The following is a 24,681-nucleotide window of genomic DNA, read 5'->3' as shown; positions in this document are numbered from 1 at the left end:
CGCCGTAAAGACATCCCTGTCGGCTCGGTGCAGCATCCCTGCTGCACACGGTCTGACCTGCAAACCTGCACAAGGTGATCGACTCCGCCTGTAATTCCGGATGATAACCCTATGAAACTACTTCGCGATTCACTCTTATTGTCACCGCTGTTAATAGCTACTGCATTGAGCCATAGCGAATCCCTCACCACCGCTCTGCAAGCAACCATGGCGAACAACCCATCGGTTAAAGGTAAGCGTGCCGAGGTCGATGCCCAGTATCACAATATCAGCGGAGCGAAAGCTCAACGCCTTCCCTCACTCTACGTCGATGCCAACAACCTCAATGACAACCGTAGCCAGGGTACTGTTGGTCTTGATCAACCCATTTACACCTTCGGCAAGATTTCGACAGCCATCGATCGAGAAAAACAACGGTATCAGGCGGAACAGTGGGCACTTCTCGACGTTCAGAGGCAGTTGATTGAAGAGACTGCCGTCGCCTACGCTACCGTACTCGGGGCGAAGAAGCGATTAGCCGTTGCCCAGCAAAATGCGGACATTCACAAATCTCTCTATGAACAGGTACAGCGCCGCCAACAGGGCCAACTGGCCTCGGACGTGGATGTGGAGCTCGCGTTTTCCCGCTGGCACCAGGCAAATTCCCAGCTGATGGCAATCCGCAATGAACTTGCCACTGCCGAAACCGATCTCTATGCATTGACTCACTCGCCGGTTCCCGTCCTTGCCGATATCGCGAATGCACAATTAGCCCTACCCGATGACGCTCGACTGATGGAAATCGCCATGCAACAGAATGCGACCATTCGAGAACAGCGGGAAATGGTGCATGTATCAGAATTGGATGTGAAAGGGGAAAAGCGTTCTCTGTTGCCGGACATTTCTTTTCGGCTCGAACACGACTTTCTCGATGAAAGCCTGATCAACGAAGACGACACCCGTACCGGCTTTGTGATCAGCAGCCGCTTTGATGGTATGGGTTTCGGCAATCGTTCTGCCATCAAAAATGCCACCGCGCAACTGAGCGCTGCTCGCTACCAGTTGGACGCCTCAACTGTTGAAGTCGAAAGTCGCCTGCAAAAACTGATCAACGACCGGGGTATTCAACAGCAATTGATGGAATCCAACGAACTGGCAGTTAAAGCCATTACCAACACTCGGGATTCCTACCAACGGCTCTATGAAAAAGGCCGCAAAACGTGGTTGGAGGTCCTCAATACCTATCGCGAAGTGACCGAACAACAGTTGCAACTGGAGGCGTCTCGCAGCGAGTGGAATATCTTAACCTTGCGAATCGCCGCCGTAATCGGCGCCCTTGACGAAGAAGCGGGCCTCACTGAATAAAGTTATCCCTGGCCGTAGATATCCCGATGAGTTTTCACGAAAATAGAATCCGACGGAACCAAGACACAGGATTCACCTGAAATAAGGGAAGGCTTTTACGGTGCACTTTGAGAACAATCAGGAACGTGAACTTTTTATACTGTTTGGCGCCTGTGCCAACAGACTATTCCGATCTGATGATCCGCATGAATTTCTGGAGTGGATTGAACAGGCCGGCCCGGCGCTAGCAACAGAGATGGCATCAATGATCCAGCCTGAGGCCGGTAGTCCCGGACAGTTTTTTAGACTCTTCGGCACACAGATCTACAGCACCATGCCCTTACCCGACCACAGTTACACCCTGAAAGCCTTTCCCATGCCCGGCCGCAACGGAACCTGTATCTGCGGCTCCGGCCGGAAATATAAGCATTGCTGCCTGATGATCGACGCACCGCCCGTAACAGGCTACAACATGTTACGGCATGTTCTGGATGGGCATACCCTGAAAGACCTTGCCCAATTGCCTACTACCAAGGTCGATACGATAGATATTGCAGATACGGCGATGCAGTGGTTACAAGAAGACAATGTTCGTCGTACTGCGGCCTTGCTGGAGCCATGGTTCAAAGCCAACGTCACCCTGACAGAACGACAGGCACCACTGTTTGACCTGATGATGGATGTCTATTCATATCAGGGAAATACCGTTAAACGCAAAAAACTTCTGCGGCGTGCCTGTGAGTCTGATTCCCGGCTTTTGCGTTCCGAAGCCTACCAGCGGCTGGCAACGATTCAGGCCGACAACGGCGATTTTGACTCCGCATGGCAGAGTATGCTCGCAGCACAGAAAGCTACGCCAAACTCATTGTCAGTCGCTCTTTTAGAACTCACTCTTCTCTGCTTTAGAGGTGAATCTGAACAGGCAAAGGCGAGGGCCACATTCTGGCTGACCCGATTCCGCAGAGACAGAGATATCGACCCGGACTTAATCGAGCTTCTACAGGACTGCACCGTGGATCCGGTCGCGTCGCTACTGGAGACTTCTCAGCCTGAAACACCCCCCATCGGAGTCGCCGAACTGATTGAACTCTTCTCCTCTGCATCAGTGCCCGAACCCTGCTATACGTTGGATATATTTGACGATATGGCTCAACTACAACCTTCGGTGAAACTCAAAAAAGCGGAGCGGGCTTGGCAAAAACGGGTCGATGCTCCCAAACCCACACTTACCGAAACTCAAACTGGGGACGGACGTCTCTGGGAAACCGTTGATCAATGGCTGCCGCTGCTCTCGAAACACCCCGAATTGTGGCAGAGCTTTGACGTTCTAGACGACCTTGTGCTGGCGGTGGATGCCCTTATGCTTGAGGAGCTAAACGATACATTGCTCGTGCCACTGTTAGACAGAGGTGTAGCGCTCCTCGACTGCAACCTCTCAAACCGCCTGCCCGGGGAGACATCTCTTGCCTGGATAATTGTTGAAAATCGTCCTGCCTTGAGATTGCTGGCCCATAGAGCACTGCTTGATTATTACAGAACACCGGAGGACATGCAGGCCTTTATCATTTTAGCTGAGAAGCTACAAAAACTGAATCCCAATGATAATCACGGAATCCGTGAAAATCTGTCTACGGCCTATCTGTTCACCGACCAGCCAGAGAAAGTACTAAACCTGTACGATCAATACCCTGACGATGCCCTCTGTACCCTGCCTTTAAACACCATTTTGGCTCTGTATCAGATGAATAAGAAGGGCAATGCGCTAGTGAAGCTGACCGAAATTAAGGAAGACTATGAAGTCGTCATTAAAATGCTGCTGGCAAAAGACCCCAAAAAACCGAAATTTTCGGGACAGGGCATCAGATTAGGCAGCAAGGAGGAAGCCTGGCTATATCGTGAAAAGGCCCTTCCTGTGTGGAAAAAAAACGGGGCTCTGCAATGGTTGGAGCAATCCTGCCAGAGCCTGAAAATCAAACGCCGCTGATCAACTGCTGGATATTTTCCTGACGCTCCAGTCGGCGCTGGCCATTGACCGGCAGATCGTAGGTAATTTTTGCGCCAAAGGCATCAGGTGCCTGTGTGTCTTTGCGGGTTTTATCAAAAACCCACAAACGGGTGCCAAGATAAAAACCTTCGCGCAAGTCGTGTGTCACCATAAACACCGTCAACCGATAACTCTGCCAGAGCGTTAACACCAATTCATGCATGTCTGCACGGATACCCGGATCAAGCGCCCCAAAGGGCTCATCCAGCAATAGAATCCGGGGCTTTGCCATTAACGCCTGAGCAATGGCCAGACGCTGTTTCATCCCACCCGATAGCTGATGAGGATACTGTTGCAGCGCATGAGCAAGCCCAACCTGACTCAGTAATTCCCGGGCTTCGTCACGGGCTTGAACCCGCGCCTTACCCCAAAGATGACCACTGAAACCTTTTCGCTGAAATGCGCGCACCACGGCCACATTTTCTTCAACCGTCAGATGAGGAAAGACAGAATACTGCTGAAAGACGATTCCCCGATCCGGCCCCGGCTCCGAGGCGATGGGGCTACCGTCTAACAACAGCTGACCTTTACTCGGTTTTTCCATGCCAAGCAGCAGCTTTAAAAACGTGCTTTTACCGCAGCCGGATGCGCCAACGAGAGTGACGAATTCCCCTTCCTCCACGGACAGAGAAATATCCTCCAGCACGGTTTTATCACCGTAGCTTTTCCACAAGTGGCGGGCCTGTAATAGAGATGGCTGACTCATCAGAAACTCCTACTTCCAATCCCAGGGATAAAGCCGACGACTTGTTCTGCTAAGAACGAAATCCAGCAGAAAGGCCAACAAGGTGATCCATATAACGTAGGGAATAATCACGTCCATAGACAGGTATCGACGCACCAGAAAAATTCGATAGCCAAGACCATCGGTTGCCGCTATCGCTTCCGCAGCGATTAAAAACAGCCATCCAGAACCCAGCGAAAGGCGCACAGAATCGATAAGGCGCGGCATGAGCTGAGGCAACAGAATGCGGAAAATAATCTGCGCCGTGTTCGCTCCCAGCGTCTGCGCTTTTATGATCTGTTCCTGAGGAATTTCTTCGGTACGACGCTGGATATCCCGTGCAATAAACGGTGTTATCCCGATGGCGATAAGAACAATTTTTGCAACTTCACCAAGACCGAAGACGATGAATAATATAGGCAACAGAGCGAGCGGCGGGATCAGAGAAATGACTGTCATCAACGAGGACATAGAAGCATTAAACATCGGCAGGGCGCCGGTCAGCAAACCGAGCACCAGCCCGATACAGGCGGCGATCAGCATGCCACTGGCCAGACGAATAAGACTGCTTGACGTATCCGCCCACAAAACGTATTCGCCAGTGCGCCGACTGGGTTCAAAGGCCATGCGCTGCATGGCATCGCTCATCTGCGAAAATGACGGCAATAATTTATCAGCGGGATTTTCAGCCAGGCGCATGTCAGACGCGATCAGATAAACAAGGATCAGGAGCACAAAAGGCAACAGTGATAAAAACAGACGAACCGGCGCAGAGGGCTGTCGATTGATCAAACGAGTCATAGATTTTTCATCACATATATGCGCTCTGTGTTTCTCTCACAACGACAGCGATCAATCACACGCTATCAAACAGTTCGGACAGCGCCCGGCTGTTGGTGTAAGCCCCAAAAATACCGCCTTCACGCTCCATGCTTTTAAGAACAGACCGGTGCAACTCTTCCGTTCCTGCCCCACAGGCATCTTCGATCAACAGGCAATCGAAGCCACGATCATTGGCATCTCGCATCGTCGAAGAAACACAGACATCGGTCGTGACCCCGGCAAGCAGCAGATGACGAATACCTTGCGCCATCAAAATCTGCAAAAGATCGGTCGCGTAAAAGGCACTGTTGCCGGGCTTATCGATAACCACTTCGCCGGGCATCGGTTTGAAATCATCAATGAAATCGCACCCGTATTCCCCGCGGATCAGAAGCCGCCCCATCGGGCCTTCAGCCCCGGGCGAAGCGCCCATCAATTCGCCTTTGATGCGCTTGTTTGCATTCAGATCACTCAGGTCTGCGCGGTGACTTTCGCGGGTGTGAATCACCAGCATGCCCTGCTGACGGATCCGTTGCAGGAGCATTTTGCCGGGTTCAATCGCCCGACGCACACCGGCAAGATCTTCACCCATCGAATGAAAATAACCGCCATCATCCAGAAAGTCTCTCTGCATATCGATAACGATCAACGCCGTATCTTCGCGACTCCAGCGGCCATTTAAGGGCCAGGCGTAAGGAACGCTCTGGCCACACTGAGGCAGTGCCCCGGTTTCGCTGTGAAGCGTCGCGCTCATTGGTCTTCCATCCGCGGTGCAGGAAAGCGCAGTTTGACGTTCGCCTGACTGCCAACAACAGTTCCATTCCCCAGCTCGATTCCCACAAACCCCGGATCGGCTGCCCCTTCACCAAACAGGCCGTGGTCAAAGGCAAACTCAGCAATCGAAGACTGAATGGTACGAAACTCTTCCGACTTAACCATATCTGCCGCTGACTGTGGGCTGTAAAATTGCAACGTACTCAGCTGCTCTTTGACCGAATCCGCAGACGTTTGCAAGGTTGCCGCGGCGTATTCCATCAGCTCCTGATATCGCGGGTGCTCAGGATTAAACATCGCCACCACATCAAACCAGGCGCCATTAATCGCTTTCGCCAGATCAGGGTTTTTCGCAAGGGTATCTGTATGGACCGCCATCACATCGACGATTTCTCCAGGAATATCGGATGAATCGAACACCAGACTGGTGTCAGGATTCTGATCGAGAATCACAGATAGCTGCGGCTTCCAGGTAGCCACCGCCTGTGCATCTGGCGACGCAAAAATAGAACCGATATCCGCATCAGAGGTATTCACAACGGTGACATCCCGCTCACTCATACCGACGCTATCCAGCGCACGACTGAGCATATAGTGCGAACCGGAAAGCTCAACCAGATTGATCGCTTCGCCCTTCAGATCGGCCAGCGTTTTACCCTTGCCGCGCATGACAATTCCATCGCTACCCAGTGAGGTGCTCAGCAGGGAAATCGCCGTTGTATCCACCCCGGATGCGGCCGGGATGGTCAACGCATCCAAAGAAATGGCGATGACAGCATCAAACTGGCCTGCGGTAAATTGCGTCTGTGCTTCCATATAATCGTTCAGCTGTACCGCTTCCAGATCAAAGCCATATTTATCGCCCCACTCTTTCAGGATGCCTTTATCCTGAGCAAACGCGAGGGGTACAGAGCCTGCGTAAATCGTCCAGGCAATACGGTAGCTGTCCCGCGCTTGGGCGGAAATGCTGACGGCAGCAAGCGCGGTGCTCAGCACCAGACTTCTGAGTAAGGTGTTAAATATCTTCATAATGGGATCTCCGGCTAATGAGGCACTGACCCAGCTTGCCTCAGTCTCGACGGAGGAAAAATGAACACCCATGCATGTAAACCTGCATCGCACGTCAGGTATTGCCGCCGGATTTCAACAGCAGGAGAAATTCTGCCACCAGCGGTCGCAACTCAGAACCGACAGGCCAGGCAGCCTGCAGCTGTGAGTGGTGCTCAATACGATGTGGCAGGACCGGCAACAACAGCCCCGCTGCCGTTATCGCCTTGACGTAATGCACGGGTATAAAGCCCACATAACGCCCGGATAAAATCAACATAACGATGCCTTCGAGGTTGGAACAAAACATCTGCCCACCCCGATGCTCCGCCGCCAGCGTTGAAAGGTCACTGCTTTTCAGAAATTTTCGGGTGACAAAGTCCTGCTGCAACAGCACCTGATAGATCTCGTCATCCGCTGCACCGGCAGTCATCATGCTGCCAAGTTCGGATTGTGGGGCACAGTAGAGAATGTCTCGCTCGTTGTAGAGCGGCTGGTAATTAAAGAACTCCTGGCGGGAATCAAAAATGCCGATCGCCACATCGACGCGACGCTCCAGCAACTGGCGCTCCGACTCGCCCGGTGTGCTCACAAAAATATTGGCATCAAAATCCTGACCATAACGATGATTGAGCTTTGCCAGCGCGTCGGGCAATGGGCAGGACGGATCGGAGATAATGTTATCGATGATGCTCAGATTGAGCTGGCCACCACGAGGCGAACCCAACGCCGAAACATTCTGAGAGAAACTGCGCAATGCGCCAAACAGATCGACAGACTCCCGGTAAACCCGCTCACCTTCGGCCGTCAGACTGAAGCCCTGCCGTCCCCGCTCACAGAGGCGCAGGCCCAACTGCTCTTCGAGACGGGCAATGGCCCGACTGATGGTAGAGGCATCTTTGTTGAGCACCGCCTGAGCGTTGGCGATGCCGTTCATTTCGACAACCGCAATAAAGATCTGCAGCTGTTTTAGATTCAGTTCGCTAATATTCACTGGGCTTCCAGAAGGCTAAAACCTCTGTATTCTGGCACAGAAAGGACGAGGTTACCGGCTTAGCATCCCATCATCACTGGCCAAAATGCGTCGCTTCAAATTGATTTAACAGGCGATGCACCAGATAGAGCACACACAGAGTCAGGAAGACCGCAATACAAACGCAACTGATACGATACAGAGAGCTGAACAGCAAATCCTGCCCCGGCGCCAAGTATTGCCCGAAAAGCACCGCCATCGTCGTCATGGAACCGAAGCCGACGCCAGAACCCACCCCCTCTTTCACATGGGCACGAGAGAAAATCAAAAAACCAATCCATACCAGTGGCGTCACCAGAATTAAGGTGGCAGACCAATCATAGAGAATCAACTGAACGCTCACCCCATAAAGCACGCCGATGATGGTGCCTTTGACACGTTTTTTGGCATAGTCCAGGGCGCCGTTCCAGTGCATGGGAAACAACAGCAAAATTGACGTCGACTGGGCAGACAGTGAATCCTCCAAATCAAACATTTGAAAGACCACAAATGACAAGGTCGCCATAATGGAGCCGAGCAATACCTCGTGGCGAATTCGGTGCCCAGGCTTTTCGACAACAGGACGAGACGGGCGCGGCTCAGTGTCCGGAAAAATGTAAACCATAAGCAGCGCGATTAGGATTGACAACGCACACGCCCAGAAATTAGACATGATCAAACCGCTTAAGTCTGTCGTCGGATAACTGGCAAAGTGCAGCATCACACTGAGATTGATGACACTGACAATACCGAACAAGAACAAGCTGCCCTTGGCCATCCCAATAAACCGGTAGACAAAAAGTAAGAACACAACCGGAATCATCAGCCCCGGATGGGTTCCGAACATGCCGCCTAAAATGCCGACCTCGATCCCACAGACAACCGCAGCAGCGAGTACTTGGCGAATCACGTGAGCGTTGATCGTCGGCACAACACCCAAAAGCAATATCGGCATAATCAGATAGAAAACACCGAATGAACAATTGAATATTTTGGCGATAAGAAACCCCAGCGTGGCGCCGCAGGCGACGCGCAGACACTGGCGTACATCATTGTCAGATAGCGGATTGGAATTTGACACAGAAACACCCACAACTCAGTAGATGTAGTGCAGTAGACTGATGCATTTCAGTTGCACCTTGCCAATAAATCGTAATACAGGATTTTCTGGCAGCAGCTGAATTGTTGCTCTCGCACCAGAGGCAAACAACGGATACTCTTGGTCAGTCAGCTTCAAATGTACGCGTAAACGTTGGGCATCGCGAACCCAACGGTCGGTTTCTACCGGCGTTGCCAGACTGCCATCAGCAGCAAACTGTCCATTGCTCACCCCCGCATCCACACTCACCACTTTGGCGGAATAAATGTGGCCTGGCTGTCCATCAAAAGAGGCCAGCGCCAAGACACCCGGCTTGAGATTGTGAATGGCCTTTTCGCGGAAATCTGCAACGATATCGTTGTTTCTCGACACCAGTGCCAATACCGGCGAGGCCGCTGAAATGACATTGCCCTGCTGCAATTGCAGGTTGGTGACAATTCCGGATTCAGCAGCAACGACTCGAGTGTATTGCAGATTCAATCGCGCTTGAGCCAATTGATTTTGCGCCTGACGCAACTGCAAATTGTCATCGCCTTTTGCACCGCGAGACACTTTTAAACGAGACAGCTCAGCGTTTGCCGCATGCAGTTGTGTTTGCGCGCTGGTCACCGCGAGATCGGCTTCCTCGCTCAATTGTTTTGAGGTGCTGTGGCTGGTGTACAACTCATGCAGACGTTGCGCTTCACGCTGACTCTGAACCAATTGCGCCTGCGCAGATTCAACCGCAGCCACGGCCGAATCGATAGACGCATCTAACTCGGCATTAGACTGTCGAACCTGCTCAACCGCCAGCTCCGCATCCTTTACCGCCAACTGGTAGGGACGCGGATCCAATTCAAATAACAGCTGGCCCTTTGCAACCGTCTGGTCATTCTTAACGGCCACATGTTTCACTTCCCCGCCCACCTGAGGCGCCACTTTCGTGACCAAGTGAGTCACCATCGCCTGAGGGGTCACAGGGATTGCCATATCGGCAAAAATAAAATAGACGAATACCAGGAGGAATCCCGCGATGGAGATTCGAATAATCCGGGCAAAATGCTGATCCGGTGTCATAACGTTCTTCTAACTCTTTACTCTCAATAGGGTTTATCGCTCTGCCAATTTGCGACAGGCATTGTCAGTAATTCGCGCTAACGTCTGTTCGAACTGCTCCAACTCAGACTCAGAGATGCCTTCCAGCAGCTCTTTACGAATGCGTACGATCCGGTCTTCAATGGAGGCAATCAGTTCTCGACCACTGGACGTTAGCGCCACCAAACGTTCGCGTTTATCGCGGGTTGATGGACGTCGGCTGATCAGCCCCGCCTCTTCCAGGTGGGACAAGGTTCGGGTCAGTGACGGCAGCTCAATCTCCAGCGCCTCCGCCAGAGACTTCTGACTGACGTGATCACCCAGGCGCCGCAATTTCCATAGGGCTGTCCAACGGGGCTGGGTCAATCCGAGCGGTGCTAGCTTCATATCGGCGACCGTGCGCCATAGGCGAAAGCAGCGTCCCAGATTCTCAGCCAGCGATAACTCCTTTAATTGTTCCAGCGACCGGCTCATTAGCCTCTCCATTACTTAGCGTGCTAAGCATTTTACAATTGCTTAGCACGCTAAGTAAATTGCCCGAACACAAAGAAGTGGCAGGTGTCGTTAACAAGCGTAAACCGGGAAATAAAAGCGGGGTTGGACTCAACCCCGTTAAGACAGCAGGAACCGACGGAATATTGGTCCTAGTGAGGTCGGCATTTAAGCCATCAACTCAGCGATAGCCCTCTTCCGAGAGGGTTTCATCAATCACTTTGACCGTTTGACGATCATCTTCGGTAAGTTTCGTTTCCTTCCACTTACCCTGTGCAAACCAGACGATCGCAATCAACGCGACCAGAGCATTCGTTGCGGGATAAGACCACCAAATGCCCTCACTGGCGAGAGTCGTATGGGTCGACAGAACATAGGCCAAGGGGAATTGAATCATCCACTGAGAGACGATCGCGATCACCATGGCCACCATCATATTGCCGGAAGCCCGAAACACCGACAGGATACAGAGCTGCACGCCGATTCCGCCCCAAGACAGCGCCATGATGCGAATAAAGTGAGCGCCTTCGGTAATGACATCCAAATCGCCAGGTACAAAGAAGGCCACCAGTTCATCCGCCCAGATCCAAGCTCCCACGCCCACAGCGGTCATTCCCGCCATGCCATAAATTGACGCCAGCACCGCGATGTGGGAAGCCCGCTGAATATTGCCAGCGCCGAGGTTTTGCCCCACCAGCGTCGATACCGCCATAGACAAGCCAAATCCCGGAATCATCACCACCTGCAGAATGTTCGAGCCGATGCCATACGCGGCCAGGGGCAAGGTGCCAAACGTGGCCACCAAAAATGACATCATCATCAACCCAAGGCTGCGGGTGGACAATTCCACCGAGCCGGGAAAGCCCAGCGCAAACGCCCGGCGCATGTACGCCACATCCAATTTAAAGGAGCGGGCATGCAACTTTATACCATGCTCACCCCGCGCCAGAATCCACAGTCCCAGCACCGTCGCCAACGCCTGGGTGGTCAGGGTCGCCAGAGCCGCTCCCGTTACCCCCAACCCTTCAAACGGACCTATTCCAAAAATAAACAGCGGATCCAGACCAAAATTCAACACCACTGTTGCGGCGACAATGATCAACGGTATGCGGGTTTCACCGACGCCCCTCAGCAACGACTGAAACATGGCGAAATTAAAGACGAAGATTACCCCGACAAAGGACACACGCATAAATCCCAATGCGCCATCGTAGACTTCGGGTGTGACCCCAAGCAGAGACAGAATGTGCGGCGACAGCCAAATTCCCAAGGCACTCAGCACCAGCGACAGCAACGTCACCATCAGCAAGGTCTGCGCGGCGACGTGATTGACTCGATCTCGCAGGCCCGCCCCCATATATTGCGCGGTAAGGGTCGCTCCTGCCATGGAAAGACCTGCGCCCACGGCGATCACCAGAAAGGTGACCGGTGTACTTACCGAAACTGCCGCCACCGCAGAAGCGCCAAGTCGTCCGACCCAAAAGGTATCCGTAAGTTGGTAACCCGCTTGTAACACGTTGGCGCTGATAATCGGTAGCGATAAATTAAAGATGGCTCTCGGAATCGAGCCTTGCAGGAAAAGCTCCTGACGTTGGTCTGACATAATGCTCCTTGGTTAAAAAAACGTCCCGCTCGTTCAGTGAAACCAAACAGGTTTAGGTCATAAGTGATGCGGGGAAGGACCTGTGACTGACGTCAGGTCTGCAGGGAGACCCATGATAGTGGCTCACCAGATTTTCGCGATGATTTTTCTCATCGCCGTTAGCTTGGCAACTCGCTCACACTCTGCAACACTTGACTCTGGAGTGGACTCCAAGGTTTATGATAGCAATCATGACAACAGACACCCATTTCAGGATCGGCGAACTCGCCCGGCGCTCAGGCACCAGCCCGGATACCATTCGCTTTTATGAAGATCGCGGGCTGCTCGCCGCTAGCGCGCGAACCGAAGGCGGTTATCGACTCTTCGGTAAAGCGGAGCTGGAACGACTAGAGTTTATTCAGCGGGCAAAAAAAGTGGGTTTCACCCTGGAAGAAATCAGCGAACTCATGGAGTTGCGGTTGCATCCGGATGCCCACTCCTGCGGCGAAGTTAAACACCACGTGGAACAAAAGCTCGCCCAGGTTGAACTGAAAATTCGCGAACTGGATCGAATTCGTCAATCCCTGGCGAATATGTCAGCCGCCTGTGAGGGTGGCCCACAAAGTGCAGAACACTGCACGATTTTGCAATTTCTCGACTCGGAAGACACCCTATGAATGATGTGACACTTCTGATTACCAACTTCTTCGCTCTATTTATGGAGTCGGCCCCCTGGTTGCTCATGGGCCTTCTGGTCGCCGGTATCATGCATGAACTGGTGCCCGTCTCCCTGCTGCAAAAGCACATGGGCGACCGCAGTTTCGGCGCCATTGGCAAGGCGGCCATCATTGGTGCCCCTTTACCACTGTGTTCCTGTGGCGTGATTCCCGCTGCCCTGGGTCTCAGGCGCAGCGGCGCCTCTCGCCCAGCAACCGTTTCTTTTCTGGTGGCCACCCCCGAAACCGGCGTTGATTCGGTCTCTGTATCCTACGCATTGCTGGGTCCGCTTTACGCCATCGTTCGCCCTATCGCCGCGATTTTTAGTGCCATCTACGCTGGCACGCTGGTGAAACTGTTTGGTGAAACCGACTCTCCGCAGTCCACGCCTGCGCTAGCGACTCCCGTGTCGGAAGGCACACAAAGCTGTTGTTCCAGTGAGAAAACCCCCAAAGCCACGGAGAGCTGCTGCAGTAGCTCGGCTAAGACGCAAAACGTTGAATCCGTATCAGTGCCCGCAAGCTGTTGCAGCACCGAAAAAACATCGGCGACGAGCCAACCCGCAGTAACCAGCTGCTGTGGCTCCACCAAAACCGAAGCCCCCGTCGTAGAATCCAGTTGTTGCGGCTCAACCGAATCGAAAAAACTGCCGGAAGTTGCCTTCCTCGGCAAAGTTGGCGATGTCTTCAGCTTCGCAAGCGGCAAACTGCTGTCGGATATCACCCTCTGGCTACTGATTGGTCTGGCGCTCGCCGCGGCTATCCAAACCTGGGTTCCTACAGACTTTCTCACCCAATGGGGTGATGGCTTCGTCGCCATGGCCGTGATGGCGGTTATCGGCATTCCCATGTATATCTGCGCAACGGCATCGACACCGCTCGCCGTCGGCTTTTTAAGTGCGGGTATTTCTCCCGGCGCCATCCTGGTGTTTCTGCTGGCAGGCCCTGCAACCAACATCTCAACCATGGGGATGATTGGTCGAGAACTGGGCAAACGTTCGCTGGTCCTCTACTTAATCAGTATCTTCACCGCGAGTATAGGTCTCGGCTATTTAATGAATTGGGCGGTGGCCAGCTTCGGCTGGGAGTCATTAATTCGCAGCAGCGAAGCGGCCCATCAGCATGGTGCAGAAGCGCAGACGGTTTATGTGATTTGTGCGTTGATTCTAGGAGGGTTAATCCTTAGAAACCTGTGGCAAAACATGAAGCCACACTTGCCTAAATGGATGATCGACAACTCCAAACCCAGCAGCAGCTGCCACTGACCAGTAGGCGCACAGCGCCTACGTCCCAAAGATCAAAGAGCGATGCGCGCCTATCCCAGCCAGTGCGCCAGACGCGATAGCCAAGGATCCACTTTGCATTGGATTCGACATATCGCCGGCAACGAACACACCTTTCACTGAACTTTCTTTGAATGCATCAACGTCGACAATACTGCCCAAGGGCGAATCTGTCAGCACCAACGACAGCCCCTCAACAATGGAATTCATCACCTGAATTTTAGGGCCGATGTAGAGACCACCTAAAGCCACGACCTCTCCGCTGGCAAGAACAACAGCCCGCAGTTCACGGTCATTTCCTTGGACGCGTACAACGGGTGAATTTTCTATTTGGACGCCTCTTCGCTGAAGCAATGCCTCGAGATCTCCATTCGGCATGAATTCGTTCTGGGTAAACAAGGTGGTCACGCCCCAATCAGGAAGCATTGCCGCTTGATGCAATGACATCTCGCTGGTCGCCAGAACCCCCAAGTCCCTATCCCTCAATTCATAGCCGTGACAATAGGGACAGTGAACGACATTTTTCCCCCAGTATTGGGCCAGTCCGTCAACAGCGGGCAACTCATCCCGAATACCCATGGCCAAAATAAGTCGATGAGACTCAGCTTGCATCTTACTGGCAAAGACCCGAAAAACACCTCCGGTTTGCTCAATCTTTTCGACATAATCTTCCAAAAGCGTGAAAGAGGGGTAAGCCGCAAGCTGGTGCAAAGCCATTTCTCGTATCCGTTCCGGACTTTTCCCATCCAACCCAAATATCCCATGAGAAGCATCGGCAAAACGATTTCTGGGGCTGTTGGCATCAATAACCAACACATTTCTTTTGGCTCTTGCGAGCTGCAATGCTGCAGAGAGACCAGCAAAACTACCGCCAATCACGATAACGTCATATCTCATTACTGACACCAACTTTCATGTAACTTTTAAAGTGTCGAATAAGCTACCACACAACATGTAACATTAAAAGTTTCATGATAAACTCAATTAAAACAGCAAACGATTAGCGCTATGAGAAAAGACAGTCGGTTATCCCGAACGCTGCACGTCCTTATCCACCTCGACCAATATGATCATCCGATTACCTCAGACGTCATCGCGGCGATGATTAGAACAAACCCTGTTGTCGTGAGACGAACCATGGGTGCGCTTAGAGACTATGGTTATGTGGCATCGGTCAAAGGACATAATGGGGGCTGGACGCTGACGAAATCGCTCGCGAGCATCACGTTGTTAGACATCCATAGATGCCTTGGCGAAAACAACGTTTTCACTATCGGCCTCACCGACGAACATTCTGACTGTTTGATAGAAAAGTCAGTAAACAAAGCGCTTGCAGCGGCAATGAATGACGCAGAGGCCATTTTACTGCGCCGTTTTGGCGAGGTGACGCTGTCAAAACTGAGCGCTGAATTCAGTGAAAACTATCCGAAAAATTGAAACTAACAGATGCTTTCTGGATATTTACATTAGACCCAAAGTAATCAGCGTAAGCATGACGTAACGCCCGGACTTCCCCAAGCTCACCGACACCAAAAACCACATCCAATGCACCCGCAACACGCCAGCCACCAAGGTCAACGGATCACCGATCAGAGGGACCCACGCGAGCAACAGAGATACCTTACCGTAACGTGAAAAACGCGTTTCCGCTGCGATGAAGTCCTCTTCCGAGCACTTAAACCAACGTTGCAACGCAGGTTTACCCATACAGTATCCGACACAATAATTGACGAAAGAGCCGAGTACATTGCCAACACTTGCCACAAAAACCAGCCAAGGTGGCGACAAGCCCGACAGCAGCAAGGTGACGAGCACCACCTCGGAACCAATCGGCAATAATGTCGCGGAGAGAAAAGCCGCCACAAACAGGCCGGGATAACCGAGCTCTACGAGTGCTTCCACGAAGTGATGGTCAGAAAAATATGTGGCGGGCTAAGCGGATGTGCTCTTGGATCCACAGACAATTTTTTCTTTCCCCAACCAATACACGTTGTTGGCAACGACATAGGTGCCAGACACCAGTGCGGTTGTCGGAATAAGGATGGGAGACAGCAACCAGCTTTCGATGGAGTAATAAGAGTTTGTCTCCTTAGCGAGGTCGACAATACGCAAGGTTTTGCGATCGGATGAAATTTCACAATGCTGGGCGACCTTATGGTCCTTTTCTGTCGGCACCACAACACAGCCTTGAAATGCTAAGAGCAAAAGGGCAGCGACCAGCCCCCGACAAATGCGTCCCTGTACTTTCATGGTTCCCCACGTCCTTCGTTTAACACGGCGATATCAATTCAAGCAGTATATCAGACAATTTACGCGCCTAAAGGATGACGAATACGCAACATCTCCGTAGCGCCCCGCTGAAATTCATAGCCGACAGAGACTCGTTCACAGATATATTTTTGAGCGATCAGCGCTTCCATCGCAGGCTTGAGATGCGGCGATGGTCTACCATCCAGCGCGATCAGTGGATATATGCGCACTTCCCTTGCAACCCGCAACAGGGAAAAAAGAGAATTCAAATGGGTTTGAAAATCGACCTGAGCGGAATACAAAAACAGAAAGTGAGAACACAGAGCCAAATCAAAGGCTTGATCATCAAATGGCAAATCCGGTAATGACGCAGTCTGGTAGCGGCCATTCCGTTGACCGAGGTCATAATCCGCGAGAAAACGCCCCATCGCATCCATCCGAGTCTTTCGCAAAGAGGTTAAATCGGGAATCTGCCGCCAGACGTATCTGTCCTTAGTTTCAGCCATCTGTCCCATGACATCCTCGGCGACCTCCTCAATCCGCCGCTCAATGTCTGTTGCGGTAAATCGGTAAAGAGGATCGACCGATGTTATGTCGCCGCCTCTTTCCGTTAGCTCCGCATTAAAGCTAGCCGGACCATCCGCACAGCCCAGGATGCGCTTTGAGAGATCCTCTTCGCTCAGCGCAAACATCGCAGAGTACTCTGTAAAAGAGCGCCCCCAAGGCACGGCTTTCTGTAGCTCCATCATTGATTCCTAGCTGTTTACAACATTGCTCCATGAGTGACCGCCAATCATTGAGATTCATGACATCTCTGACACATCAGATTCATTTAATCGCAAAATTATAGCAACCTGGCAGTCACACTCGTCGCTTAGCGTTACCGCAAGTTATGCGGAATCACTGCGGCTACCGAGTGGAGGGAGTTATGAATCCGTTATCGATCTGGGTGGTTTACGATGGCAAACCAGGGCATCTATCACAGGCCCTAGGGTTGGCCGAGCGAATTGCTGATCGCGTCGAGAGTAACATTTCTACGGTGAAAGCAAAAACGCCGGGTATCCTGCACAAACTGGCAATGCTTTTGTGCCGACAACGGGTTCCCCCCTCAAGCAGTATCCTGGCTTGCTACTTTTTTAAGCCACCGAAAACACCACCGGACCTGATTATTTCTTTCGGCGGCAAAGTACTGCCATTAAACATCGCGCTGGCCGGTAAACATCAGAGCGCCAACATTCTTATTGGCAACCGTTATCACCTCAATCCTCAACATTTCCAAGTGCTGGTCGGCGCCAACCCACAAGCTCTAAAGAATCACGTGACCTCCACGCTGCCCTTCTGTCGCTCCTTCGCAGAACCCACTCAATGCAATAGGCCGACCAGTGATCTAGATACGCCTGTTTGGGCGTGTTTGATTGGGGGAGACGGATCCGGTTACCGATATCATTCGGCCCATTGGGAAGACCTGCTGCAAACATTAAAATGCATTGCTCAACGACACAAGATTCGCTGGTTGCTAAGTACATCACGCCGTACCCCATGCACTCTGGAGAAACGCCTGCAAGAAGAAGACATGCGGGAAATTACCGCCGATGTCATTTTGTACCATCAGAAAGCCCGGAGCATTCGCCCTTTTCTCACACAGGCTCAACGTCTTTTCATTACCGCAGATAGCCTAAGCATGACCAGTGAAGCCATCGCCTTTGCCAAGCCGGTATACGTTATCAATGCGTGTCCCGAGCTTGAACAGCAAGATTGCGTCCATCAACGGACTCTGAACAATCTCACTCAAGCAGGGCTTATCCACTGTTTATCGACTCAGACGATTGGCACTTCTAACGGTGAAATTCCCGTATTTAACCCAGGCCTTTCGTACAACGCGCAGATTGAAACAACGGTATCCCATATTCTCAGAAAATTGGATTGGCAACCGCTGCCATTTGATCAACCCAGCGAGCTAACCACCCCATTCGTTATTAATCCGACTTAAAACAACACGCCCCTTGATACGTTCTAAAATAACGGACTTGATCCTTCCGCAATCACATTCATAAAACGCCGAGGATAACGAGAGCGATGCCGCGCTGTCACACTGTGAACCGAGCTGGCACTGTTAAGCAGCAAAACGAAGGTATTTTCTTCATAGGCGACTTCATGGCACAACTCGACGGTGTGCTTATCTGGCCACTTAAGATTTGCCTCTGTAACGTCTCCAAGACGACGATGCAATTGCAAATGACCACCACCGCAATCATCTGGATGACGAAGATAAAAAAGACCGATAAACAATTTACGGGGATGATCTGTGTGGGGGCCGGTGATCGAACTTTTCCACCAGGTGGGGGTATTCAACGCGAGCATCGCCTCGGAGGCAAAATTCAGATTGCCAACACCAGCACCTGCTTGTAACGCAGAAAATTCCTCTCGTGGTACAGACACCACATCATCCAGATTTAACGCTGGATACATTGAATGAATGGCGTCGTGGAAAATGTGAACCATTTCCTGAAAGAATTCGTTGGAGCGATGAAAGGCGATAAAATCCCGCCAGACAGATTCAATGTCGGGACTCGCTATAGATAACTCGGATGGAATATTGACGCGCTTGTTTGGGCGCTTTAGATGTCGCAGGGTTCTCTGCAAGCGCTTTTTTTGAGATGGGTTTGACTGCGCGACTTTAATCACGTGACGCAATTGAGCAACCGATGGGTAACCCGCCGCCAAAGTTTGGTAATATTGGGGGCTCAAAGCGTTTCGAACAACGATATGGGGATAGGGCTCCTGCACGACATCAGCAGCCGTAACCCGAGACAATAAACTCTCGACGTTTTGCGACGTCATTACTTACCTCATCAGGATCATTTCCTTTTGGCATCCTGACAGGGAATTACGACAAGGATTTTACAAAACCATTAATGACGTCGGTGAAAGCCGATCTCTCTCCACAGCCGAAAACTCATAGCAACGGCAACGAGAACGCCCAGCAAAAGCAACGATAACTCTCGCTCTGTGACACCTATGCCACATAGACACAAACCAACCAGCAGCGTAAAAAATTGCGCAGACATCGTTACACTCCTTCGCTCTAATGTCACCTTATCTCTCGATAACGACACCTTACATGCCGCAGCTTTCGCCCGAGCAACCAGCCCCTGACATACACGGAGGCGCTTCCGGGTTTTTCAAACTGCTGCTTTTCACGACGCCACCACCACTGATAAGTCGAGTCACCGGCGTATTCGGTGCGATTTCACCCGCGCTGATTCCAAGCTGCTCGCAGACCTCTTGCCAAGTATGCAGACGCACAGACATAGCGTGATTAACTTCATAAACCTGCTGATCAGCTTCACAGCGATAATCGTACGTGGGCACTTTATTCCCTATATTTTGTATGGATATAGGGCATTCTAGCGGGAGACCCACCATGGCCGCAATAGGCTGGATTCAAGAACGGCGTGAAAGAGAGGAGGAAGCAATCCGCGGTATTTCATTCACACTAGGTAGCTATCGCCTCACCAGCTCCAGACTGGACGGCTCGACTTTATCGCCCTCCCGGTAGGTTTCTTCTCTGACCAGAGTAGAATCATCCACCATGCGAAAACCGAGACTGTGCTGATGGTTAGTCGCGGGCGTCGGAAGATTTGTGGCATCCTGAAAAACAAATTCAATATTTTCACTCTGCTGCAACCGCAGACGGGGTTGATTTCCCTGAGGACAGTAATGGGTTGCCAGCAAGGTGTCACCATCAAGATGATAGAGCGTTAGCGAATGAGATTCTCCCTTATAGATCCAGTTTTCCACCAGCACACTGCCACCAGCGGTTTCTGTAAAAGAGATATAGAACGCCTGACCATCTGCGCCTTGCGGCTTCCATTCACCCGCTAAGGCTTTGAGCTCTTGAAAACGCTGCTTGGCATAGGCTTCACTCTCGTCGGCACGAGCGAGGTTATACGCCATACCCAACAGAAGTAAACTCAATAGGATTCGCATAGTTTATATCCTGAGCACGTTATCATCCATGAACATCAGGAAATGCTAACACGGGAGCTTTAACCGACGAAGCGGCCAATCGCGCCAGAGAGTCGATCAAGCAACGACCTAGACCCATAGCGACCTTTATTGGCGTGTGGAAACGGCTCATCAGGAATGGGTCTTCCAAGAAACTGGCACAGGGAATTCCATCGACTGTCGTTTTCCCAATCGACAACCAGCAAATCATTTGGACGCGCTCTAAAGTAATCCAATACCTCTCGATTATGGCGTTGATATCGAGCAATCAGCTGCATACCGGAAACATCAGGAAACGGCAAACCGTACAGAATTCGTCGAATCTCATTCAATTCAGGCGTGGCGTCACCCTGCTGGAAAAGCATGTTTTGGTAGCTTTTAAACCACTTAATAGGATTTCGAGTCGTAAGAACAAATTTGCTGCCAGGGAATGCGGCATCCAATTCTTTATAAAGTAGTAGCCACGGCCAATCTTCGAAGGATTCCTTACGATGGGCGAGGTTAAAGATATCGGCGAGATCTTGACGAGCTATGTCTTTGACCAGAGAGAGATTTTGCGATTGGTGTTGATAACCCAAGATCTGAAAACACTGACCAAGAGTGGTTGTACCGGTTTTAGCCCAACCGATACCGAAGACTTTCTGCATGGTTTAGCCCTGTCGTTAGCGTTATTATATGCGTTTGTAGAAAGGCGTGTGCGACAACAACAGCAAACCGCTAATCGACTGGCAGCAGGCTGCTTCAAAAAGCCTAGCTGCTCGCCAACGATTGAGCAAATGTGAATCTTTTTTAAGCGGGCAATGACTTACAAAACTGCACAACCTCATAACCGTTTAAAATGTTCTGTGAACTTTCCTTGAATCCAAGCGCTAGATAAAAGAGTTGTGCCGCGTACTGTATTTTTAGTGTATGCAAAAAAAACACTTTTCATTCACTGAGATGTCGCGAAAGATAACACTCTATTTACCAACTCAGTCGCAATCCCCTGTCGCCGATGACGACCAGAAACCCGCAATCGCACCAGCTCCCCTTCCGCCGTTAAGCCAATACAACCGACGACCATCGCGTCCACTTCCGCGACAAAAAATGCACCATCCCTGTAAAATAAAGCGACATCATCCAAATCATTAAAATAATCTTCAATAACAACAATAGGCAGCTCACTCTCTGCGTCCTGATTAAGTTGTAAAATGCTGGCCTTATCATGCGATGCAAATGCTCGAATTACTAATCTCACGCCCCGCCCCCCGATTGCAATTTAGATTGGCAAGCATAGTGATCCTCTATTAATAATCCAGCCCCATAACGTCATGAGTATGAGCAATATGCTGTTTTAATTTGTCCAATACCCAGCGAACACGGACTGGTGTCACATCTCGTTTTGGCGTCAATACCCAAACTTTGTGCACTGGCCCGAGGGAATAAGCAGGCAAAACTCGTTGTAGCTTTCCAGCGGCAATTGAATCGGCAACAGACCATTCTGATTTTGCTGTAATTCCCACACCGGCAACCGCCAATTGAGTAAGATAATCACCGGTATTGCAAAATAACACCTGGGTCAATTCTATCCGCTGCTTATCATCTGTGCTCTCAAGCGACCACTGCTTCATACCTGTGTAGGAAAGACACTGATGGCGTTCAATATCTGCCGGAACAATAGGCAAGCCATTGTTCTCCAAGTAACTGGGGCTCGCCAAAAGTATTCTTTTATCATCGAGTAAATCCTGGCAGTTCGTACCGGCTTCTCCCTCACCGCCAACCCGAAACGAAATATCAATTCCTGCTTCTACGAGATGCGTGATGTTGTCCTCTAACAACAACTCAAGAGTTAAATGAGGGCAACAACGCTGGATTTCAGCAATGGGATTAACCAAAAACACCCGCGCAAAAGAATGGGGAGCACAGATTCTTACATGTCCCTTAAGAGATTCTGGCGCCAGCATTGGCTCACGCGGAGAAGTCATAAGCTCCGCCAGATCTAAGGTCTTTTCCGCCAGCGCCAACAACTCCCGACCTTCTTCCGTTACCGTTATCTGACGGGTAGAGCGCAGCAACAGAGTTTTACCTGTGACGGTTTCCAGTCGCTTGACTCTCATGCTAACAACAGCAGGTGAATAGCCCAGCTTTTCTCCTGCTTGTCGAAAATTCAACGTTTTGCAGATTTCCCGAAACAACCGCAGGTCGGATAGATACTCCATCATTATCAAACATAACCAAATACTGAGTTAGTAAATAAACACATTATACATTCTCTATTAACAACGTATCTTAGTGAGAAAGCAATACTGACTAAGGAGATTGACAATGAAAACTGTCTCATTGGGAAATTCCGATATCACCATGGCTCCACTGGCATTTGGCGGCAACATCTTCGGCTGGACCACCGATCGCGATAAATCGTTTGAGCTGTTAGACGCGTGTATCAACAAAGGCATCACCATGATTGATACCGCCGACGTCTACTCTGCCTGGGCCCCGGGAAATTCCGGCGGCGAATCTGAACGAATGATCGGAAAATGGCTGGCAGAGACCGGAAAACGGGACAAGATCATACTTGCCTCCAAAGTGGGTATGGCGTTACCGAGCGGTCAAAAAGGGCTATCCAAAAAGCACATTCTTGAAGGCATTGACGGAAGCTTAGAGCGCCTACAAACCGATTATGTCGACGTATTTTACGCGCACAAAGATGATCCTGAAACGCCGTTCGGCGAAACTCTCGAAGCCTTCCAGGAAGTACTAGAAAGCGGCAAAGCCAAATATATAGCCTCATCCAACTACAGCCCGGAACGTCTCGCCGCCATTCTTCAATACGCCCGAGACAAAGGTTTGCCGGAATTTATCGCTCATCAACCGCGTTATAACCTGTATGACCGGAGTGAATTCGAAAACGGTTTGCGAGATGTTTGTCAGGAATTCGGCCTAGGGGTCGTCACCTACTTTTCGTTGGCCAGTGGCTTTCTTACAGGGAAATATCGCTCCGAGGAAGACATCGAAAAATCCGGTCGTAAAGATTTTCTACGGGATTATATGTCCCCCAGAGGAAAAAAAATTGTTGCCGCACTTAATAACGTTTCCGAGCGCCATAACGTCTCTGCCGCAACCATAGCCATTGCTTGGATCATCCAAAGACCACTCATCACCGCGCCCATCGCCAGTGCAACGTCGACAGCCCAACTCGAACAACTGGTGGCCGCGATACAACTGCCATTAAGTCCAGAAGATATCAGGGAACTGGATAACGCCAGTGACGAATGAGCGTTAGCAACACGAAACACCTTGTAATAAATTTTGGAGCCACTCAATGAAGTCTCTTTTTGAAGCCTTTGAATTCGGCGAATTACAGTTTAAAAATCGGGTCGTCTTACCACCCATGACCCGCTGTCGGTCTGCTCAACCAGGCAATGTGCCCACGGCTCAAATGGCGGAATACTACGGCCAGCGAACCGATGCCGGGCTCATGATCGCAGAAGCCACTCAGGTTTCTGCGGATGCTCAAGGATATTCCTTCACGCCAGGCATCCACACAAAAGCTCAAATCGACGGATGGCGCAAAGTCACTGAGTCAGTGCATGCAAACGGAGGCCAGATTTTTTTGCAGCTCTGGCACACAGGAAGAATGTCTCACGCAGACTTTCACGATGGAAAAGCGCCAATCGCACCTTCAGCGATTCCCGTTCCTGCAGGAACCGGTGTATGGATTGCAAATGAAGACGGCAATGGCGGCGCCAATCACGCTTGCACACCACCTCGCGCTATGACGCTCAAGGAAATACACCGAGTCCAAGATAATTTTGTACAGGCTGCCATCAATGCCATAGACGCCGGTTTTGATGGCGTTGAATTACATGGTGGCAACGGTTATCTGATCGACCAATTTCTGCGTAAGAGCTCTAACCAGCGTGACGATGAGTACGGCGGCAGCCCCGCGAACCGAGTTCGTTTCGTGAGCGAGATTCTTGAGCGTCTCGCAGAAAAAATTTCTCCGCACCGTATCGGCGTGCGTTTTGCCCCACATAATCAGGCACGAGGAATGGATGACCCGGATACGCCGGAAACCGTTCTTCTTGCCATACAAAAAATGGCCGATCTCGACATCGGCTATGTACATTTTGCCGAGGTTGATTGGGACGCTGAACCCGAAGTTCCTGAAGAGTTTCGCGCCCTAGCTAGAACAATATACCCCAATCTGATCATCGTTGCTGGCAACTACACTCGCGAACGTGCCGACTGGGTTCTCAATTTAGGTTACGCAGACTTGGTTGCTTTCGGCCGACCGTTTATTGCCAATCCAGATCTTCCCTATCGCTTGCTGGAAAGCCTATCGCTCACCCCCATTCGAGATGAGTTCTTATACGGTGGAGGTGATGAAGGTTACACCGATTATCCTCGGGCTGACACAGGCCAATAATCTATCCTTATTCATGGAGTTTC

At 51.1% G+C, this 24,681-nt stretch carries 28 protein-coding genes; 8 read left to right on the top strand and 20 right to left on the bottom strand.

The window, feature by feature from the left end; genetic code table 11:
• Positions 1-111: 111 nt before the first annotated feature.
• Together ACXAFR_RS03575 and ACXAFR_RS03570 are read left to right on the top strand one after the other, a co-directional pair.
• Positions 112-1,344 carry a TolC family protein gene (locus tag ACXAFR_RS03575; RefSeq protein WP_475172023.1) on the top strand — a complete coding sequence of 411 codons (1,233 nt, stop codon included), beginning with the start codon at positions 112-114 and terminating at the stop codon, positions 1,342-1,344.
• Between the two features lie 244 nt (positions 1,345-1,588).
• On the top strand, positions 1,589-3,307 hold the full coding sequence (locus tag ACXAFR_RS03570) for an SEC-C metal-binding domain-containing protein (protein ID WP_475172021.1): 1,719 nt from the start codon (positions 1,589-1,591) through the stop codon (positions 3,305-3,307).
• On the opposite strand, the gene ACXAFR_RS03565 is transcribed toward ACXAFR_RS03570, so the two are convergent.
• The 9 genes from ACXAFR_RS03565 to ACXAFR_RS03525 all read right to left on the bottom strand — a co-directional run bounded on the left by ACXAFR_RS03565 (position 3,294) and on the right by ACXAFR_RS03525 (position 12,014).
• Entirely contained in the window at positions 3,294-4,073 is a 780-nt protein-coding gene (locus tag ACXAFR_RS03565; protein WP_475172019.1) for an ABC transporter ATP-binding protein, read from the bottom strand. The genes ACXAFR_RS03570 and ACXAFR_RS03565 overlap by 14 nt on opposite strands.
• 9 nt (positions 4,074-4,082) lie before the next feature.
• Positions 4,083-4,892: an ABC transporter permease gene (locus tag ACXAFR_RS03560; protein WP_475172017.1), complete on the bottom strand. Its 810-nt coding sequence runs from the start codon at positions 4,890-4,892 to the stop codon at positions 4,083-4,085.
• A gap of 55 nt (positions 4,893-4,947) precedes the next feature.
• Positions 4,948-5,667, bottom strand: a complete 720-nt coding sequence (locus ACXAFR_RS03555) for a cysteine hydrolase family protein (RefSeq protein ID WP_475172014.1) — start codon at positions 5,665-5,667, stop codon at positions 4,948-4,950.
• Positions 5,664-6,716, bottom strand: a complete 1,053-nt coding sequence (locus ACXAFR_RS03550) for a putative urea ABC transporter substrate-binding protein (RefSeq protein ID WP_475172012.1) — start codon at positions 6,714-6,716, stop codon at positions 5,664-5,666. Before ACXAFR_RS03550 ends, ACXAFR_RS03555 begins: the two co-directional genes overlap by 4 nt.
• A 94-nt stretch (positions 6,717-6,810) precedes the next feature.
• Positions 6,811-7,728 (bottom strand): LysR family transcriptional regulator, encoded by a 918-nt coding sequence (locus ACXAFR_RS03545; RefSeq protein ID WP_475172011.1) that lies wholly within the window; start codon positions 7,726-7,728, stop codon positions 6,811-6,813.
• Between the two features lie 73 nt (positions 7,729-7,801).
• Positions 7,802-8,827 carry a DUF2955 domain-containing protein gene (locus tag ACXAFR_RS03540; protein ID WP_475172009.1) on the bottom strand — a complete coding sequence of 342 codons (1,026 nt, stop codon included), beginning with the start codon at positions 8,825-8,827 and terminating at the stop codon, positions 7,802-7,804.
• 15 nt (positions 8,828-8,842) lie between these two features.
• The gene (locus ACXAFR_RS03535) at positions 8,843-9,901 is read right to left on the bottom strand and encodes an HlyD family secretion protein (protein ID WP_475172005.1); all 1,059 of its coding nucleotides are present in this window, start codon (positions 9,899-9,901) and stop codon (positions 8,843-8,845) included.
• Between the two features lie 33 nt (positions 9,902-9,934).
• Positions 9,935-10,393 carry a transcriptional regulator SlyA gene (gene slyA / locus ACXAFR_RS03530; protein ID WP_475172003.1) on the bottom strand — a complete coding sequence of 153 codons (459 nt, stop codon included), beginning with the start codon at positions 10,391-10,393 and terminating at the stop codon, positions 9,935-9,937.
• 199 nt (positions 10,394-10,592) lie between these two features.
• On the bottom strand, positions 10,593-12,014 hold the full coding sequence (locus tag ACXAFR_RS03525; protein WP_475172001.1) for an MATE family efflux transporter: 1,422 nt from the start codon (positions 12,012-12,014) through the stop codon (positions 10,593-10,595).
• A gap of 230 nt (positions 12,015-12,244) precedes the next feature.
• Between ACXAFR_RS03525 and zntR the strand changes: the two genes are divergently transcribed.
• Both zntR and ACXAFR_RS03515 read left to right on the top strand, forming a co-directional pair.
• Positions 12,245-12,670, top strand: coding sequence for a Zn(2+)-responsive transcriptional regulator (gene zntR / locus ACXAFR_RS03520; RefSeq protein ID WP_475171999.1), 426 nt, complete (start codon positions 12,245-12,247; stop codon positions 12,668-12,670).
• Positions 12,667-13,974: an SO_0444 family Cu/Zn efflux transporter gene (locus tag ACXAFR_RS03515; RefSeq protein ID WP_475171995.1), complete on the top strand. Its 1,308-nt coding sequence runs from the start codon at positions 12,667-12,669 to the stop codon at positions 13,972-13,974. The genes zntR and ACXAFR_RS03515 overlap by 4 nt, the downstream gene beginning before the upstream one ends.
• 18 nt (positions 13,975-13,992) lie before the next feature.
• Here the strand turns inward: ACXAFR_RS03515 and ACXAFR_RS03510 are convergent, their stop codons facing one another.
• Entirely contained in the window at positions 13,993-14,889 is an 897-nt protein-coding gene (locus tag ACXAFR_RS03510) for an NAD(P)/FAD-dependent oxidoreductase (RefSeq protein WP_475171993.1), read from the bottom strand.
• A gap of 111 nt (positions 14,890-15,000) precedes the next feature.
• Between ACXAFR_RS03510 and ACXAFR_RS03505 the strand changes: the two genes are divergently transcribed.
• Entirely contained in the window at positions 15,001-15,429 is a 429-nt protein-coding gene (locus tag ACXAFR_RS03505) for an RrF2 family transcriptional regulator (RefSeq protein ID WP_475171992.1), read from the top strand.
• Between the two features lie 24 nt (positions 15,430-15,453).
• Here the strand turns inward: ACXAFR_RS03505 and ACXAFR_RS03500 are convergent, their stop codons facing one another.
• Genes ACXAFR_RS03500 through ACXAFR_RS03490 form a run of 3 tightly spaced genes read right to left on the bottom strand, consistent with a single transcriptional unit; the run spans position 15,454 to position 16,991 of the window.
• A complete protein-coding gene (locus ACXAFR_RS03500) occupies positions 15,454-15,894 on the bottom strand; it encodes a YqaA family protein (RefSeq protein WP_475171989.1) in 441 nt (146 codons plus the stop codon).
• A 30-nt stretch (positions 15,895-15,924) separates the two neighbouring features.
• The gene (locus ACXAFR_RS03495) at positions 15,925-16,242 is read right to left on the bottom strand and encodes a hypothetical protein (RefSeq protein ID WP_475171988.1); all 318 of its coding nucleotides are present in this window, start codon (positions 16,240-16,242) and stop codon (positions 15,925-15,927) included.
• Positions 16,243-16,301: 59 nt separating this feature from the next.
• Positions 16,302-16,991: an SAM-dependent methyltransferase gene (locus ACXAFR_RS03490; RefSeq protein ID WP_475171985.1), complete on the bottom strand. Its 690-nt coding sequence runs from the start codon at positions 16,989-16,991 to the stop codon at positions 16,302-16,304.
• 179 nt (positions 16,992-17,170) lie between these two features.
• Here ACXAFR_RS03490 and ACXAFR_RS03485 point away from each other — a divergent pair, with 179 nt between their 5' ends.
• On the top strand, positions 17,171-18,232 hold the full coding sequence (locus ACXAFR_RS03485) for an ELM1/GtrOC1 family putative glycosyltransferase (protein WP_475171984.1): 1,062 nt from the start codon (positions 17,171-17,173) through the stop codon (positions 18,230-18,232).
• 23 nt (positions 18,233-18,255) lie between these two features.
• Here the strand turns inward: ACXAFR_RS03485 and ACXAFR_RS03480 are convergent, their stop codons facing one another.
• From ACXAFR_RS03480 to ACXAFR_RS03450, 7 genes are all read right to left on the bottom strand, one after another.
• Entirely contained in the window at positions 18,256-19,083 is an 828-nt protein-coding gene (locus ACXAFR_RS03480; RefSeq protein WP_475171982.1) for a hypothetical protein, read from the bottom strand.
• A 71-nt stretch (positions 19,084-19,154) separates the two neighbouring features.
• Entirely contained in the window at positions 19,155-19,310 is a 156-nt protein-coding gene (locus tag ACXAFR_RS03475) for a hypothetical protein (protein WP_475171980.1), read from the bottom strand.
• A 49-nt stretch (positions 19,311-19,359) separates the two neighbouring features.
• Positions 19,360-19,614 carry an FmdB family zinc ribbon protein gene (locus tag ACXAFR_RS03470; protein ID WP_475171978.1) on the bottom strand — a complete coding sequence of 85 codons (255 nt, stop codon included), beginning with the start codon at positions 19,612-19,614 and terminating at the stop codon, positions 19,360-19,362.
• A gap of 132 nt (positions 19,615-19,746) precedes the next feature.
• Positions 19,747-20,232, bottom strand: coding sequence for a hypothetical protein (locus tag ACXAFR_RS03465; protein WP_475171977.1), 486 nt, complete (start codon positions 20,230-20,232; stop codon positions 19,747-19,749).
• 59 nt (positions 20,233-20,291) lie between these two features.
• On the bottom strand, positions 20,292-20,897 hold the full coding sequence (locus ACXAFR_RS03460) for a sulfotransferase family protein (protein ID WP_475171975.1): 606 nt from the start codon (positions 20,895-20,897) through the stop codon (positions 20,292-20,294).
• A gap of 284 nt (positions 20,898-21,181) precedes the next feature.
• The gene (locus ACXAFR_RS03455) at positions 21,182-21,487 is read right to left on the bottom strand and encodes a GNAT family N-acetyltransferase (protein ID WP_475171973.1); all 306 of its coding nucleotides are present in this window, start codon (positions 21,485-21,487) and stop codon (positions 21,182-21,184) included.
• 49 nt (positions 21,488-21,536) lie between these two features.
• On the bottom strand, positions 21,537-22,451 hold the full coding sequence (locus tag ACXAFR_RS03450) for a LysR family transcriptional regulator (RefSeq protein ID WP_475171970.1): 915 nt from the start codon (positions 22,449-22,451) through the stop codon (positions 21,537-21,539).
• Between the two features lie 103 nt (positions 22,452-22,554).
• On the opposite strand from ACXAFR_RS03450, the gene ACXAFR_RS03445 reads away from it, so the two are divergent.
• Positions 22,555-23,505 (top strand): aldo/keto reductase, encoded by a 951-nt coding sequence (locus ACXAFR_RS03445; protein WP_475171968.1) that lies wholly within the window; start codon positions 22,555-22,557, stop codon positions 23,503-23,505.
• 46 nt (positions 23,506-23,551) lie between these two features.
• Positions 23,552-24,658, top strand: coding sequence for an alkene reductase (locus ACXAFR_RS03440; RefSeq protein ID WP_475171967.1), 1,107 nt, complete (start codon positions 23,552-23,554; stop codon positions 24,656-24,658).
• Positions 24,659-24,681: the final 23 nt, after the last annotated feature.

It is taken from the genome of Pseudomaricurvus sp. ABR4_320, from assembly GCF_056159445.1.
The sequence above is the reverse complement of the archived record's forward strand: the minus strand, read 5'-3'. Positions and strand labels throughout refer to the sequence as shown.